Annotated in this window: 11 protein-coding genes, 1 tRNA gene and 1 pseudogene; 1 reads left to right on the forward strand and 12 read right to left on the reverse strand. The window is 39.2% G+C overall.

The genetic code is table 11. The features are described from left to right. Positions 1-18: 18 nt before the first annotated feature. The 4 genes and pseudogenes from TASI_RS06910 to TASI_RS06920 form a co-directional block, all read right to left on the reverse strand. A complete protein-coding gene (locus TASI_RS06910) occupies positions 19-1,272 on the reverse strand; it encodes an AmpG family muropeptide MFS transporter (RefSeq protein ID WP_044978296.1) in 1,254 nt (417 codons plus the stop codon). 60 nt (positions 1,273-1,332) lie between these two features. Continuing rightward, a complete protein-coding gene (gene metW, locus TASI_RS08095; RefSeq protein WP_338056682.1) occupies positions 1,333-1,941 on the reverse strand; it encodes a methionine biosynthesis protein MetW in 609 nt (202 codons plus the stop codon). Positions 1,942-1,947: 6 nt separating this feature from the next. Then, a pseudogene (gene metX / locus TASI_RS08100) lies at positions 1,948-3,081 on the reverse strand (homoserine O-succinyltransferase MetX); the annotation flags it as partial. Further along, entirely contained in the window at positions 3,081-4,187 is a 1,107-nt protein-coding gene (locus TASI_RS06920; protein WP_044978152.1) for a c-type cytochrome, read from the reverse strand. The gene TASI_RS06920 and the pseudogene metX, both read right to left, overlap by 1 nt. Positions 4,188-4,247: 60 nt before the next feature. Here TASI_RS06920 and TASI_RS06925 point away from each other — a divergent pair. Beyond that, positions 4,248-4,322: transfer RNA gene (locus TASI_RS06925), tRNA-Arg, on the forward strand. 26 nt (positions 4,323-4,348) lie between these two features. Here the strand turns inward: TASI_RS06925 and TASI_RS06930 are convergent. From TASI_RS06930 to TASI_RS06965, 8 genes are all read right to left on the reverse strand, one after another. Further along, on the reverse strand, positions 4,349-5,632 hold the full coding sequence (locus TASI_RS06930) for a dicarboxylate/amino acid:cation symporter (RefSeq protein ID WP_014112053.1): 1,284 nt from the start codon (positions 5,630-5,632) through the stop codon (positions 4,349-4,351). A 46-nt stretch (positions 5,633-5,678) separates the two neighbouring features. After that, positions 5,679-7,937, reverse strand: a complete 2,259-nt coding sequence (locus tag TASI_RS06935; RefSeq protein WP_014112054.1) for an arginine/lysine/ornithine decarboxylase — start codon at positions 7,935-7,937, stop codon at positions 5,679-5,681. Positions 7,938-8,001: 64 nt separating this feature from the next. Then, positions 8,002-9,624 (reverse strand): FtsX-like permease family protein, encoded by a 1,623-nt coding sequence (locus TASI_RS06940; protein WP_228359740.1) that lies wholly within the window; start codon positions 9,622-9,624, stop codon positions 8,002-8,004. Beyond that, a complete protein-coding gene (locus TASI_RS06945; RefSeq protein WP_014112056.1) occupies positions 9,614-10,282 on the reverse strand; it encodes an ABC transporter ATP-binding protein in 669 nt (222 codons plus the stop codon). Before TASI_RS06945 ends, TASI_RS06940 begins: the two co-directional genes overlap by 11 nt. A 66-nt stretch (positions 10,283-10,348) precedes the next feature. After that, on the reverse strand, positions 10,349-10,780 hold the full coding sequence (locus TASI_RS06950) for a hypothetical protein (RefSeq protein WP_028884392.1): 432 nt from the start codon (positions 10,778-10,780) through the stop codon (positions 10,349-10,351). A 120-nt stretch (positions 10,781-10,900) separates the two neighbouring features. Beyond that, positions 10,901-12,862: an alkaline phosphatase gene (locus tag TASI_RS06955; protein WP_014112058.1), complete on the reverse strand. Its 1,962-nt coding sequence runs from the start codon at positions 12,860-12,862 to the stop codon at positions 10,901-10,903. A gap of 222 nt (positions 12,863-13,084) precedes the next feature. After that, positions 13,085-13,699, reverse strand: coding sequence for a response regulator transcription factor (locus tag TASI_RS06960; RefSeq protein ID WP_228359741.1), 615 nt, complete (start codon positions 13,697-13,699; stop codon positions 13,085-13,087). Then, positions 13,692-15,296 (reverse strand): sensor histidine kinase, encoded by a 1,605-nt coding sequence (locus TASI_RS06965; RefSeq protein WP_014112060.1) that lies wholly within the window; start codon positions 15,294-15,296, stop codon positions 13,692-13,694. The genes TASI_RS06960 and TASI_RS06965 overlap by 8 nt, the downstream gene beginning before the upstream one ends. Positions 15,297-15,453: the final 157 nt, after the last annotated feature.

Below are 15,453 nucleotides of genomic sequence, written 5' to 3' on the forward strand. Positions count from 1 at the left end.
CACAATAATTTAGATGGGCTAGTCAAGAGAGATAGCCTTGATTCTATTTCTTTGAAAATATAATAGCACTAATCCTGGTAGGGCTATAAAGCTTGTGACCACAAAGAACTGGGCCCATCCAAAGTATTCCACTAATGGTGGCGTTAACGGTCCAGCTAAAAACACCCTACCTACCGAAGATAATGCAGTCAATAAGGCAAACTGCGTCGCCGTAAATTTAATATTACATAGCCCCATAATAAGAACTACAAAAGCCGCTGTACCCATACCCCCAGTCAAATTCTCAAGTCCAACAGCTAAAGCCATGATTGGAAGATTAGTTCCTGAGACTGCCACTAATGCATAAGCTAAATTAGATATTGCTTGCAAAATACCAAAACCCATCAATGAACGGTAGAGTCCAAGCTTGTTTAACAATGCTCCACCTAACAAAGCCCCGAAAATAGAGGTCAAAACTGCAAGAATTTTATTTACCCATCCAACAGTTTCCGCTGCAAAACCCGCACCTCTGATTAGGAAGGTCGTAGACAATGCCCCCGCAAAAGAGTCTCCAAGCTTATATAAAACAATAAGCAGTAAGATGGCAATGGCCTCCTTCCTAGAGAAAAATTCTACTAGAGGGTTAATAAAAGCTTCCGCAAGATTTCTAGGCGGAGCAATATCCTTGACCTCGGGTGCCATCGCTGAAAGGCCCGCAAATATAAACATGAGAACACCCATAAGCTGATATGTCGCATGCCAACCCAACCATCGCTCAGCTATAACAATTGCTAAACCGCCCGAGATAATCATCCCAATGCGATAGCCTAAAGTTCTAATAGCCGCTCCGTGGGCTTTTTCGGTCGAATCAAGCACTTCTGTACTATATGCATCAAATGCAATATCCTGAGTAGCAGAAAGAAAAGCCACGACTGTCGCTATAAGTGCAATGTATTTGAGTTGATCGCCTGGATCAAAAAATCCCATAGCAATAAGACATAACCCGAGAAGAACCTGAGTAAGTGCCATCCATCCACGACGTCTACCAAAAAGTGGCGGAGCATATCGATCGATAAATGGTGCCCATAAAAATTTAAAGGTATAAGCCGTACCAACTAAAGTTAAAAATCCAATTGATTTAAGACTGACACCTTCAACTGTAGCCCAAGCTTGAAGAGTGCCGCCCGTTAAGGCTAATGGCAAGCCACTGGCTATACCCAAGAATAAAAGTGGCAATACCCTCGGATTCAAATAGTTTTTAAAATTCGCTCTTGTGCTGGTTTTCTCATCCATTTCTCTCAACGGTGTCTGTTCTTGAGAATTATTGGTAATATTATTCATGATGGATCTTTATTAAGTTTCAAAATAGTATAGAGCCAAACTACTTCTCCAACCCCGTAAAAGTGATATCTCAGTATTATCCTTATATGTCACCCTTTGAACAATTTTAAGTCCAAGTTTTGAAGCTAATCTCTCAAAATCGCCTAAGGTGCACAAATGAATGTTTGGGGTGTTGTACCACTCATAAGGCATCTGACCTGTAACTGGCATGCGTCCTTTAAGAATTGACCACCAGTGAGACCAGTGACCAAAATTTGGAAACGATACTATTCCTCTTTTAGCTACACGTGCCATTTCAAGCAAAATAGCCTCTGTATTTTTCATAGATTGAAGTGTTTGTGAGAGTATTGCTATATCGAACTGTTTATCGTAGAAAAGCTCTAGACCCCCTTCAAGATTTTGTTGTACAACTTGAACTCCCTTTGAAACCGCACAAGCAAAGTTAGTATCATTTAATTCAACACCCAATCCAACGGCCCGCTTAGTTTCTTGCAAATAATGCAATAAAGCACCATCACCGCAACCTAAGTCTAAAACACGCTCACCGTCATTAACCCATGAAGCGATTTGTTTTAAATCTTGGCGAACGAGAGTTGGTTTATGTATTGATTCCCCCCGCATTTTTGAAATTTCTTCATAAATATTATCGAAATAATTATGAACAACTTGGTGGTATTTTGGATCATTAAGTAAGAAGGCATCATGTCCATGCGGTGCATCTATTTCCGCATAAGTGACTGGTTTTCCTGTCTTTAAAAGTCCCTTAACTAAAATACGCGTATTCTCTGGGGGAAATCTCCAATCAGTTGTAAATGAGATGGTCAAAAACTTGGCTTTTACTTTTGAGAGAGCTGCTTCAAGACTACCATTGCCATGTGTTTTAGCAGGGTCAAAATAATCCAATGCTTTTGTAGTTAATAGATATGAATTCGCATCGAAATACTTACTGAATTTTTCTCCTTGATATCTTAGGTAAGATTCAACCTGAAATTCGATATCATAGTCGTAGTTGTAATTTTCCTGTTTGCGAAGCTCGCGTCCAAACTTCTCAGTCATATCATCATTTGATAAATATGTAATATGACCTATCATGCGTGCAACGGAAAGTCCGTTCTTTGGCCTAGAATCGTGTTCTAGATATTGACCTTCAAAAAAWTCGGGGTCTGTAATTATGGACCTTCGTGCCACCTCATTAAACGCAATGTTTTGAGCAGAAAGTCCTGTTGTGCTGGCAATGACCACGCAGTGCTCCACTCTATCTGGATGCATTATCGCCCAAGTGAGTGCTTGCATACCTCCGAGAGAACCTCCCATAACCGCAGCAAATTTTTTTATACCGAGTCGATCAGCTACTCTCGATTGTGCATTAACCCAATCTTCAACTGTTAAGATTGGAAATGAAGATCCCCAGACTTTACCAGTTTTAGGATTAATACTTTTAGGCCCAGTTGAACCAAAACAAGAACCTATATTATTAATACCTATAACAAAAAATTTATCAGTGTCTACAGGTTTCCCAGAACCAACCATATTATCCCACCAACCAATATCATCTGGATTATCTGAATATACTCCAGCGACATGATGAGAGGCATTTAATGCATGGCAAATTAGGACGGCATTTGAAGCAGACTCGTTTAACTTGCCATATGTTTCAATGGCAAGCGTAAATGAGTCTAAGGATTGTCCGCTTGATAACTCTAATGGATCCTCAAAGTTAAGATACTCAGGTTTAGAAACCAAATTAGAGTTTTTAAGCATTATGGATTTACAGGTTCAACCTTTTCGGAAGTAGATTCTTTAATGGCATCAATTTTATCGCCAGCAGCATCTTTCATAGCATCGTATTTTTCTTTGGCTGTATCGACGACTTCTTCAGTTTTTTCAGCTGCTTTATCTTTGATTTCCTCAGTTTTTTCAGCTGCTTTGTCTGCTACTTCTTCTGTTCTTTCGACAGCTTTGTCTTTGATATCCTCAGCCTTTTCAGCTGCTTTATCAGCTACTTCTTCAGTATTCTCAACTACTTTATCTTTGATTTCCTCAGTTTTTTCAGCTGCTTTGTCTGCTACTTCTTCTGTTTTTTCTACAGCTTTGTCTTTTATTTCCTCAACCTTTTCAGCAGTAGACTTTTCGCCATCAGTTGCGGCTGGAGCTGATGTTGCGGGCTCTGCTGGCTTAGGTTCTTCCGCAGGCTTAGGTTTTTCCGCAGGCTTAGCTTCTTCCGCAGGTTTTGCGTCTTCGGCTGGAGCTGCACCTTCATCTGGTTTTGCTTCTTCTGCTGGAGCTTGTATTGCGTTTTCTGCAGGTTTAGCTTCTTCCGCAGGTTTAGCATCTTCGGCTGGAGCTGCACCTTCATCTGGTTTTGCTTCTTCTGCTGGAGCTGCTGCAGCAGGCTCTTCCCAATTTGCACCAGCTTGGTTTGCCATATAAACTACGCCACGCTTAACTTCATCATCTGTTAATTTAGCGTCACCGCCTTTAGCTGGCATTAGATTAAAGCCGCCAATAGCGTGAGTGAATAATTCATCTTGTCCTTTGGCAATGCGAGGTCCCCAGGCAGCTGCATCCGCAAACTTAGGTGCACCAGAGAGCCCCGCATCATGACAGGAAAAACAGATACGTTTATATACGCCTTCCCCATTTAAAGGTTCTCTATTTGCATCATCAGCTGCTACAACTTCCACTAAATTATATCGAGCGATTGGTGCAATCCGATCCTCGATAGCTTCGGTGGTCATAAGAGCAGGATCGGTACCACCACCATTTAAGGCACGTATAAGAATTATGATTAAAATTATTGGTATAGCAATAACAAACAACAATAACTTGAACGTTTGACTTGATTTGTTGGAGTGGTTCGTACTCATACAATATCCCAGTGGAACTAAAAATAAAATTATAATAGATTATGCACAAACAGTGACTAACACACCGTAGTTCAATGGATAGAATTAGAGTTTCCGAAGCTCTCGATGCAGGTTCGATTCCCGCCGGTGTGGCCATTCAATAAGGCTGAATAAGTGGGCTATTACTCCCACCTATAAGTATCAAGAAGTTTTTCGCTTTTAGATACCGCAACAACGCCAGACAAATCCCCTACAACATTCATCGATGTGCGACCCATATCAAGAAGTGCATCAATACCTAATATCATGCCATAAGCTACGGATGCGGGCGTGCCTGCGTCAACTTCAATTCCAACCGAGTCCAGTACCATTAAAAGCATAATAGCTCCCGCTCCTGGAACACCTGCAGTACCAACAGATGCTAAAACAGCTGTTATAACAATAGTGAGCTGTTGTGATAAATCTAAATCAAAACCTATTGAGTTGGCAATGAACATGGCACATACGCCTAAGTAAATAGTGGTGCCGTCCATATTGATGGTCGCACCTACTGGTAAACCAAATCCATAGATACTTTTTGGAACTCCCATATTTTCCGCAGCTTCAATTGAAACGGGAAGAGTTGCACCAGATGAGCGTGTAACGAAAGCAGTAATCATCGGATTTCGCACTTTATTTAGAAATTTGACTGGGCTTAACCCCATTAGCAGACATATACCAAAATATACAATTACTACTTGCAAAATAAGTCCGATATAAACACTGGCTGTTACGCTTAGAAGTGGACCAAATCCAGCAGCTCCATGTTTTGAGAACACAATAAAAATCAAGGCAAATACGCCAAATGGTGCATATTGCATAATCCATGACACAATGCGGAACATTATGTGGCTTACACCATCTATAAATTCATATACCGTTAGCGAAGACTTACTGAGCAATTCATCCTTACTATCTTTGCCATAAGCAAGTGCGATTCCAAAAAGTAAACAAAAGAAGATAATTGAAAGAACATTTCCCTTTGCAAATGCCTCCATAGGATTTGTAGGAATTATGTTAAGAAAAATTGAACTTAGAGATGGCGATTTTGCTTCTATAGTTTTTCCCTCTGCACCTGCAAATTCTAGACCAGTACCAGGTTCAAGAATCATGCCAGATAACAAACCTATAACTATCGCAAATAGTGAAGTAATAAGATAGAAAATAACTACTTTTCCGCCTACTCGGCTTAGATGCGAAGGAGATATCGTACTAGCCCCCACAATTAAGGTACATGCAATTACAGGTACCATATTCATCTTGAGCAAACGAATAAATATGTCCCCAAATGGCTTTAGAAATGCAGCCATATCTGCATTATTTTGAAAAACGATCCCAGCAATTGCTCCTAGGATCAACCCTATAAGAATTTTATATAGTAAATTGAACCTGAAATAAGCAGAAAAAAAACCTTTGATAGCTGACATAAATTAGGCCCCATACATAATTTTTAAAAACTATTATGCCATTAAATCAATCCATCAAGCAGTCCACATAATAATGGATTTCCCCATTAGGTAAAACCTCAGAGCCCAAACCATGCACCATGGTTTCAAAACCTGGAAACTCTACATTAAATTCGCAAACGAATTTTAAGTATTGAACAATGGTTTTGTTGAATCTTTCACCAGGAATTAAAAGCGGAATTCCTGGCGGATATGGAGTAAGAAGCACAGCCGTAACACGACCTTCCAAATCATCAATATTTACTCTTTCTATCTCGCGACGCGTCATTTTGTTATGAGCGTCCTTAGGTTTCATAGCCGATTCCATGTCACTTAAATACACCTCTGTCGTGATTCGTGCCAGGTCTCGTTTGCGATAGGCTTCGTGCAGTTCTTGGCAAAGATCACGCAATCCATAAGCCTCGTATTTCGGATACTGCTTAATAAAATCTGGCATACTTCTCCAAAGAGGCTGATTCTTATCGTAATCATCCTTAAATTGCTGAAGCGATGTAAGCAATGTGTTCCATCGACCCTTTGTAATTCCAATTGTGAACATGATAAAGAAACTATACAGACCCGTTTTTTCAACAACAATGCCATGCTCAGTTAAATATTTACTTACTAAGCTGGCAGGTATCCCTGTTTCATCGAATGTTCCATCGATTTCAAGACCTGGAGTAACAATAGTAGTCTTGATAGGATCCAACATAGTAAAACCATCAGTGATATTAGAGAATCCATGCCACTCTGCATCTGGCTCTAAAAGCCAATCTCCTTGCCATCCAATATCTTCTTGCACAAGTCTAGGAGGACCCCATACCTTAAACCACCAATCGTCTTTTCCAAATTCAGAAGCTACCTTGCGCATTGCTCTGCGAAAATCCATAGACTCACGCAAACTCTCTTCAACTAATGCAGTACCACCCGGAGGCTCCATCATTGCTGCTGCCACATCACATGAGGCAATGATTGCGTATTGAGGAGAAGTAGATGTATGCATCAAGAAAGCTTCATTAAAAATATTGCGATCTAATTTTCTTGACTCAGAGTCCTGAACAATAATTTGCGATGCTTGAGAAATACCAGCCAGCATTTTGTGCGTCGAGTGAGTCGCATAAATTATGGACTCCTTACTACGAGGTCGCCCTCGCCCTATAGCATGCATATTTTCATAGAACTCATGGAAAGCTGCGTGTGGAAGCCACGCCTCATCAAAATGAAGATTTTCCATGGTGTCTCCAAGTTTTTCTTTAATCATTTCAACGTTATATAAAATTCCGTCATATGTACCCTGCGTTAATGTAAGGATACGTGGCTTTTTCTTAAGCTCTTCAGAAATGAATGGATTATCAGCGATTTTCTTTTTAATATTTTCAGGTTCAAATTCAGACAATGGTATTGGCCCGATAATGCCAAGATTATTTCGAGTAGGTTTAAGAAATACTGGAATCGCTCCCGTCATGGTAATTGCGTGGAGAATAGACTTATGACAGTTGCGATCCACAACAACGATATCGTTCTCGGCAACATTGCCATGCCAAACGATTTTATTTGATGTGGAAGTGCCATTAGTTACAAAATAGCAATGGTCTGCATTGAATATACGAGCTGCATTTATTTCTGATTTGGCAATGGGCCCGGTATGGTCAAGCAGTTGTCCTAATTCCTCGACCGCATTACAAACATCCGCACGAAGCATGTTTTCGCCAAAAAATTGATGGAACATCTGGCCAACAGGGCTTTTAAGGAATGCAACACCACCAGAATGCCCAGGACAATGCCACGAATACGAGCCATCATGAGCATAATTCACTAATTCACGGAAAAAAGGAGGTGCCAATGTATCCAAATAGCTCTTCGCTTCATGCACAATATGACGTGCCACGAATTCTGGAGTATCCTCGAACATATGAATAAAGCCATGCAACTCTTTCAAAATATCATTCGGGATATGCTCGGAGGTGCGGGTTTCGCCATGCAAATATATAGGAATATCCTCATTTCTAAATCGCAATTCGTTAATAAACGAACGCAAATTTCTAATGGCTTCTGCTACGTCTTGAGGAGAATCACTTTCAAACTCCTCATCGTCTATCGATAGAATAAATGCGGACGCCCTACTTTGCTGCTGAACAAAGGAGGTTAAATCTCCATAACTAGTTGCTGGCAATACCTCAAAACCCTCAGCCTCAATCGCATCAGCCAATGCCCTAATTCCAAATCCAGAAGCACTATCAGATCGAAAGTCCTCATCTATAATCACTATTGGAAAACGAAATTTCATAGCACCTCCAAAAATTAGGTAAAAAAAAGGACTGATCGAAATCAGCCCATTAATTTTAAAGAATTTACAGATATTTTAAAGTATCTTTTTTACTTAATATGTAAGCAGGAATAATGCTTACTATTAGCCCAAGTATTACTGTTCCGATGGCAATGTAAATTGGTAATTCATAGAAATCAACTGGCATAAACACAGCTGTTCTATCCTTCGTTAAATTACTAACCATAGCAAATGCAAGCATACCTATGATATATCCCAAAATGCCACCGATTACTATAATCACGCCGTTTTGAATAAGCCCAAGTTTTAATAACTGGCCTCTAGATGCACCAAGTGTTTGAAGAACTGCACGCTCTCTCATACGTGTCAAACTTGATAGATACATAGTTAAAAGAACAAGTGCTAATGCAGTAATTATCAAGAATCCGCCAACGTAATACCAGAACTTCTCACCTTGTCCCATAAGAGAGAACAATTGAATAATATTCTGAGCTGGGAAGATCAATTGTGCATCACGGTTAGATTGGAATTCTTGGGCAAGCTTCATCGCCTCACCATAACCTGCTGGCTGAACAAGAATAGCAGTTACTTCACCAGTTGTTGCCGCATGGTTTCCGTCGTTAACGTATATAGGATTAGCGTTATTAGCTGCTGGCTTGTCTAAAGCCATTTCGCCTTCATGATCGTGGTCGTGGCCTTCATGCCCTGCTTCACCAGCGTGATCATGGTCATGGTCATGGCCTCCATCATCGTGGTCATGACCCTCGTGTTCGTGATCATGTGCCGCTTCACCATCGTGATCGTGGTCATGGTCATGGTCGTGTCCCTCGTGGTCATGACCTTCGTGCCCTTCATGCTCATGGTCATGTCCCTCGTGGTCATGGCCTTCATGGTCATGTCCTTCACCATCGTGATCGTGGTCATGGTCATGGTCGTGTCCCTCGTGGTCATGGCCTTCATGGTCATGTCCTTCACCATCGTGATCATGTGCCGCTTCACCTTCGTGATCATGGTCATGATCATGGCCCTCGTGGTCGTGATCGTGGTGATGGTGAGCGTGAGCCTCCCAAATAGATCTTATGTCCGTTAAGATGGCTTGATCGTAAGGTCCATCAACTTCGTTGATAATACCCACTACCGTGTATAAATTATCGTGTGAATGCGAAGAGTGCTCAGAAAACCCATGAATAGTTTTAAATGTATCACCTATTTTTATACCAGTTAACTCAACGACTCCACTTCCTACCACTGCTTCAAATGGTTTATCCCATATTCTTCCTTCTTTAAGAGTAAACCATTTATCTCCACCCTTTTTTGGTGCGTATTCAAATATTTCAGTTGAGGTACCAACTAATCTAAATCCTCTATAGTTATCGCCAAAACCAAGAGGTATGGCCATATTTACTAATTTATTTTCTTTTAAATCTGTCAGAATTTTTTGAGGAATATTCCCGATTGGACGATCTTGCAAAAACACTGTGTTCAAAAGCAGTTGATTGATACCACCTTTTGCACCAACTACTTGTGGAAATGGTTCAGTTGCCTTCACCAACCCACCATGAATCCCTTGATTTAGAGAAACGAAAAACACTGAAGCTGCAATTGAGAGTGCAATCAGAATAATAAGAAGAATAGATTGAAATGGCTTATGCAAAAGCTCTTTAATACTGATTTTACTAAGCATCATGCACCCCGTGAGCTAGACTGATTTCTTTATTAAAGCGAGCCCTAACCTCTGGATCGTGAGTAGATATAAGAAGCGTCGCACCGTTTGAATTTGCGTAATTTATAAGCATATCCATAATGTTGTTGGAAGTTTCTTTATCCAAACTAGCACTAGGTTCGTCAGCCAAAATTAATTTAGGTTTCTTAATTAAGGATCTGGCAATGGCTAAGCGTTGCTGCTGCCCTTGAGATAATTGCTCAGGTTTTTTGTGCCCCATATTTCCAAGACCCATATTTTTTAGCATCTCTTTGACTTCGTGTCTTAGAGTGTCGTTAATATCAAGTCCAGCAAAATATGCACCACTCAAAATATTATCGAATGCATTTAAGGATGGCAATAAACTTAAAGTCTGAAGAACATAGCCAATATTTTTTCCGCGCCAATCTGCAAGAAATTGAGGGGATTGATCATTTAACAAAACACCATCAACTGAAACTTTTCCTGAAGTAGGCTTGGTTAATCCTGACAAAATGTGAAGAAGTGTTGATTTTCCTGAACCGCTAGGACCAACTAAAGCCCACTGTTCAGCATCCCCAATCTCGAGTTTTGGTAATGTGAGAGCACGAATTACCCCCTGCCCGTCAGGGTATTCCTTTATTAAGTCGCTAATTGAGATCATGATACTTTATATCAAAAATTAAGACGCCTTAATATATCAAATAGTTATGAAGTTTAAGTTAAATTTTCATTCCCTTATTTTTTTAGCTCTAATTCGCACTTGAGAAACAAATCCTGTTTCAACATCTACTTCACTACCAATCTCTAAGGTTCCTTCTACTGTAATTGGTCTATCAAATGGCAATGCAACTACTGGTTTATCCAACTTTACAACAATAATATTATCTGGCCAGTCTGCATCAGTTGAACAGAATGGGCAAATAGCCATAGGTTCTTCAGCTAGTACGAAAAAATTAATAGTAGGTGTCAGTGGAGGAGCCATAAATCCTAGCATTTTAACCTGCTGACCCTTAAGTGAATTAAGCTTATTAGAAAATTGCAAACCTCTGCTAGTGACGTTGTACATTTCTTTATAACTCAATGGAACAGGATCTGCCCTAACAGAAGAAAAACAAATAGAAAAAATTAGCAATAGGAAGCTTAAAAATTTGGATTTCATAGAAGTTCTACACAATTAAATCACAGACATTTTAGCTTACTGATATTACAAGAATAAAAGACCAAGAAACCTAAGTCTCTTGGTCTTAAACAATAAATAATAACGTTTAGTTACTAACTATTATTGAGCTGGTTTTTCTTCAGCTTTCTTTTCTGATTTAGTTTCTTCAGCTTTAACTTCAGTAGCAGCTTTACCGTTAGAAGCTTGTGCTTTTTCAGATACAGCATCGATACCTAGAGCACGCATAATACCGAAGAAGATTTCTGTATTTTCAATGTGACCTCTGAAGTAGTCAGATCCTGGACCACCAGCCATAACAATAATATCGTCTGCAGAGTGAACTTCTTGAGTTTCTTTATCGCTAGGTAGGTTACCTTCGATTAAACGAGCACCTTCAGGAGCACGAGCTGGATTTGCCTTGATAGATTGTTTACCATCAGCATCCTTAGCAGCTAAAGCTGGAGGTGTAGGTTTAGTTTGGAAACGATAGTTTTCGTAGTGGTCTGGGAAGTTAGCGTATTGAATAGCCAATGTAATTTCCGGATTAGGATCTTCAGGGAATCCGTCACCGTCAGCATCTACAAAGCCAGGGAATTTGGATTCTGCATAAGTACGTACAGCTTCACGACCTTTTCTGCCGTCAGCTTCAGTGTATGTACCAGTGATTGAAATACCGTGACCATGGTCAGCAATAACTACGATTAGAGTATCATCACCGTTTTCTTTAGACCAGTTTTTAGCAAATTCAACTGCTTTATCTAATTCGATAGCATCGTAAATCGCACGTTGCCAATCCATAGTGTGAAGTTGTTTATCTACAGAAGCACCCTCAACCATTAAATAGAAACCATTAGGGTTTTTAGAAACGATATCGATTGCTTTTTTAGTCATTTCAACTAGGTTAGGTTGATCATCAAAACCTTTAGTTACTTCTTTATTAGGGATATGTTCACGATCCATGTAAACATCCATATGGTTAGAAGCGAAAAGACCTAATAAAGGTTTGTCATTAGAAGCGGCATTCATTTCTGCACGGTTACCAGCGAAGGTGAAACCTTTAGCTTCGAATTCCTTAATTACATCAGTTTCGTCTTTACGTTTAGAACCAGCTTGCGCTTTAGGAACGAAATAACGAATACCACCACCAAGTATTACGTCTGGACGATGATGATCAGCAATAAAGTCATGAGCGATATAGTCTTGGTCACCACGACGACGAGTGTGAGCAGTCACAGCAGCTGGAGTAGCGTCAGTTACAGAAGAAGTAGTTACGATACCAATAGACATACCTCTTGTACGTTTTACGATTTCTGAAATAGTTTCAACTTTAGGATCATCAAGAGTGTCTGGAGTGCGGTTTTCGTATACACCCATTGCATTAACTACTGATTTGTGACCAGTGTTGTACGCAGAAGCAGAGTTAGCTGAGTCAGTTACGATAGAATCATAACCCGATGTTGATACGATAGCAGCATCAGGAAGTGATTCCATTGCTAAACGGTTGTTGTAACGACCTTCGTAAATACCTTTAGAAAGAATGCGAGCAGCTTGTTTAGCTTGAAGGCTCATGCCGTCACCAACAAAAAGAATAACGTTTTTAGCTTTTTTATCTGCAACGTCGCCCACAACAGACCACATAACTTTACGAGTTTTTTCGCCAGAAGCAGTTTTAGCTTTAACTACTAGTTCGATATCACCAACACTGGCAATTGAAACATTTTCTGCACGGAAAGAAACATACTTTTTACCGTCTTTAGTAGCATTTTCGATGCGTTTTAAATCGCCACCGAAGATATCTTTGAATGATTTACCGTTTAAAGTAACTTCAACAGACTCTGCTGTCTCATCTAACACTTCAACTTCAAAGTCAAAACGTTGACCTTTTAAGAATTTAGCTTGATCGATAGGCATAATAGCAATGCCAGTTTTTTCAACACTGTTTTCCATACGTGTTTTAACAATGTCAAACGCTTTTTGATCTACTGGCACAATGTCAGTAATTTTTGCAGTAGCTACTGCACCCATGCACAAACCAGCTAAAACGCTAGTTGCAAGCACAGATTTCATCCATTTCTTTTGCATGTCTTACTTCCTCTTGGAAAAAAAATTAACTCCCAAATTGATTTGGGAAAAACCTGCAGAAATGATAATGATGAAAAGTTAAAGAAAAGTTAAAGTCAAAAAATATAATGTAACTAATTGCAACAAAACAACATTCGTTATTAACAAAATCAATAAGTTATAAAATTGAATTATGGATTATGACAAGTCTTAAATATATACTTTTATGACAGAATCGTAATATTAAAAGTTTAATAATTTGTATCTTTCTTGTAATTGATCGTTTATACGAACCAGATTAGTCAAGTGATTACAAGAAAATTTTTCCATAATATTTGACCTGTATACCTCTATACTTCGAACCGAAAGATTCACCTCTTTAGCCATATCCTTATTTGAGGAACCACCAACCATTAGCGAATAAATCTTTTTTTCTTTGGCATTTAAATCATGATAAATCTGTAGGTTTAACCAATCCCTGTATGAGTCAAGAGAACATTGCCACGCTGTCTTAATACATTCGTTCAAAATTTCAGCATCTACAGGTTTTTGCAAAAAATCTACCACACCATTTTTTAAGAGTTTTACAGCAGTATTAACTTCCCCATGGCCAGTTAACACAATTATTCCTAAACAGGACTGAACGGAACATAAATGTTCTACTAAATGCTCTCCGTTAATATGGGGCATACGTAAATCAGTAACCAAAACCGCTTTCGTGTGTGGATCTACGCAATTTACAAACTCCCGAGGATCGGACCAAATTTTATGTTTATAACCATACGATCCCATAAGAAATGAACATGCTCGCAAAACCGATTGCTCATCATCCACAATATGCACAAAAATATCAGACAACGCAATCTCCCCACAAGAGTAAGAGCATGGCACCGATAATATTGCCACCTAGATCTAATTGATTTTCTATCTCTAATTTCATATCCATACTTTGAGCTAATTTTTCACAAATCACTAACCCAATCCCAAGCCCATCCTCTCGTGAAGTTCTAAATGGAACAAAAGGGAAAGCAAGTTGTTCATCACTAAATCCAGGGCCATTATCAAGGATAGTTAGTGCATTTGCGTCACAATTAATTGAAATTTCAGAAGCTTTGGCCTGATAACTATTAATTATGCCATTTAGAATAATTTGCTTAAGTTTCAATGGATCGCATCTAACAAAAAGATTTTCCTGACATTTAATTTTAATTTCTATATTCCTACTTAAAAAAGTAAGCTTCCTTATCTCCTCGAGCAAAATGCTTATATTCACATTTTGAAGCTCTTCTTCGTTTGGACGTCGACCCCACTGACGCACATTTTCAATTATTTTTTTAGAGCCTTTTATCTCTTCAAGTATGGCTTCTAAAGCATCAATTGCATCTTCATTTCGCAAGGTGTCATCTGAGGCCCGCAGCTTCAAACCCTCAGCATAATAAGAGATAGTACTAAGTGGCTGATTAAGCTCATGTCCGATTCCAGACACCATTTCGCCTAACATACTCACTCTATCTGCATGATGAACGAGTCGCTCCGTATCATATAGGTCTTGATATATAGCTTTAATGCGTCTACTTCTTTTGCGTGCAAGCCAAACAGCAAAAATATTATTTAAAACAATAAATACGGTGGCAATGAAAGCGATTCTCCATAAGTACTTATTATTTCTATAATTATTTTCGATATTTTCCCAAAAACTTAATTGCTGTGGATGTTTTCCAAGCTTATTTAATACACTCTCCACCCCTGTTATTGACTGAGGCGGAAGCCATTTTGGAAGCATTGGATCACCACTTTCACTTAACACTTCAACAGCCACCTTTTTTGTTATATCAATAGGTGTATGTGGCAATGAAGCCAAGACCCAATTCGCATTAAATGAAATGTTCCCTAAACAATTTTTTTTGAATCTATGCTTGGGCTCTAAGAGACGAATAGAATCCGCATCTATCTTCTTTTCATCCACAAGTCGTTCGTATAAGCAAAGCGGAGCTATAGCGGCATCAACATCTTTATGCAGTAAAGACTCTATGGTTGAAGATACGGGATAATCCGTAAACGTTAAATGCAAGTCGGACTCCAAAACACCATGACTTTCTAAGACTGCTAAACCGCCTATAAATCCTCCGAACACATTTTCTGCTACAGCTGATATTTTTTTATTTTTCAAATCTGATAGACGCATAATTGGACTATCCATGCGAACCCAAATGGCTGACCCTACATTATCACCACCTATTGGCAATGCTTGTGATATCTCCTGCAAGCTTGCTACCCAAGTCATTTCAGTCAGACCAGAAGAGAGAAGGATTTGCGTAGGTTGAGCAATAAGAAAATCTATTGACTTACTTTCGATACTTTTTTGAAAATCTCTTATTTTGAGAGTCTTTATTTCAAATTTCTCTTCTGGCAATTGCTTAGAGAGCCACTCTGCCCATGGTTTCCAATTTTCCAATGTCTTTTTTGAATCATAAGGACTTTGAATCCCAACATTCCAAGTTTTTGCTATTGCTGATGAACAGAATAAACAGAGGAGGAAGATTGCTCGAAAAAGGGGAAACATTGATTTAAATCAACAAGATAAACAGATTGTGGGTTACCACATTTTCAAA

Origin of the sequence: Taylorella asinigenitalis MCE3, assembly GCF_000226625.1 — a bacterium.
Lineage (GTDB): Bacteria > Pseudomonadota > Gammaproteobacteria > Burkholderiales > Burkholderiaceae_B > Taylorella > Taylorella asinigenitalis.

What these genes read in the sequence shown, in the direction of transcription:
- TASI_RS06910 (WP_044978296.1), bottom strand. Translation starts at nt 1,272, where the DNA reads ATGGATGAGAAAACCAGCACAAGAGCGAATTTTAAAAACTATTTGAAT.
- metW (WP_338056682.1), bottom strand. Translation starts at nt 1,941, where the DNA reads ATGCGGGGGGAATCAATACATAAACCAACTCTCGTTCGCCAAGATTTA.
- TASI_RS06920 (WP_044978152.1), bottom strand. Translation starts at nt 4,187, where the DNA reads ATGAGTACGAACCACTCCAACAAATCAAGTCAAACGTTCAAGTTATTG.
- TASI_RS06930 (WP_014112053.1), bottom strand. Translation starts at nt 5,632, where the DNA reads ATGTCAGCTATCAAAGGTTTTTTTTCTGCTTATTTCAGGTTCAATTTA.
- TASI_RS06935 (WP_014112054.1), bottom strand. Translation starts at nt 7,937, where the DNA reads ATGAAATTTCGTTTTCCAATAGTGATTATAGATGAGGACTTTCGATCT.
- TASI_RS06940 (WP_228359740.1), bottom strand. Translation starts at nt 9,624, where the DNA reads ATGATGCTTAGTAAAATCAGTATTAAAGAGCTTTTGCATAAGCCATTT.
- TASI_RS06945 (WP_014112056.1), bottom strand. Translation starts at nt 10,282, where the DNA reads ATGATCTCAATTAGCGACTTAATAAAGGAATACCCTGACGGGCAGGGG.
- TASI_RS06950 (WP_028884392.1), bottom strand. Translation starts at nt 10,780, where the DNA reads ATGAAATCCAAATTTTTAAGCTTCCTATTGCTAATTTTTTCTATTTGT.
- TASI_RS06955 (WP_014112058.1), bottom strand. Translation starts at nt 12,862, where the DNA reads ATGCAAAAGAAATGGATGAAATCTGTGCTTGCAACTAGCGTTTTAGCT.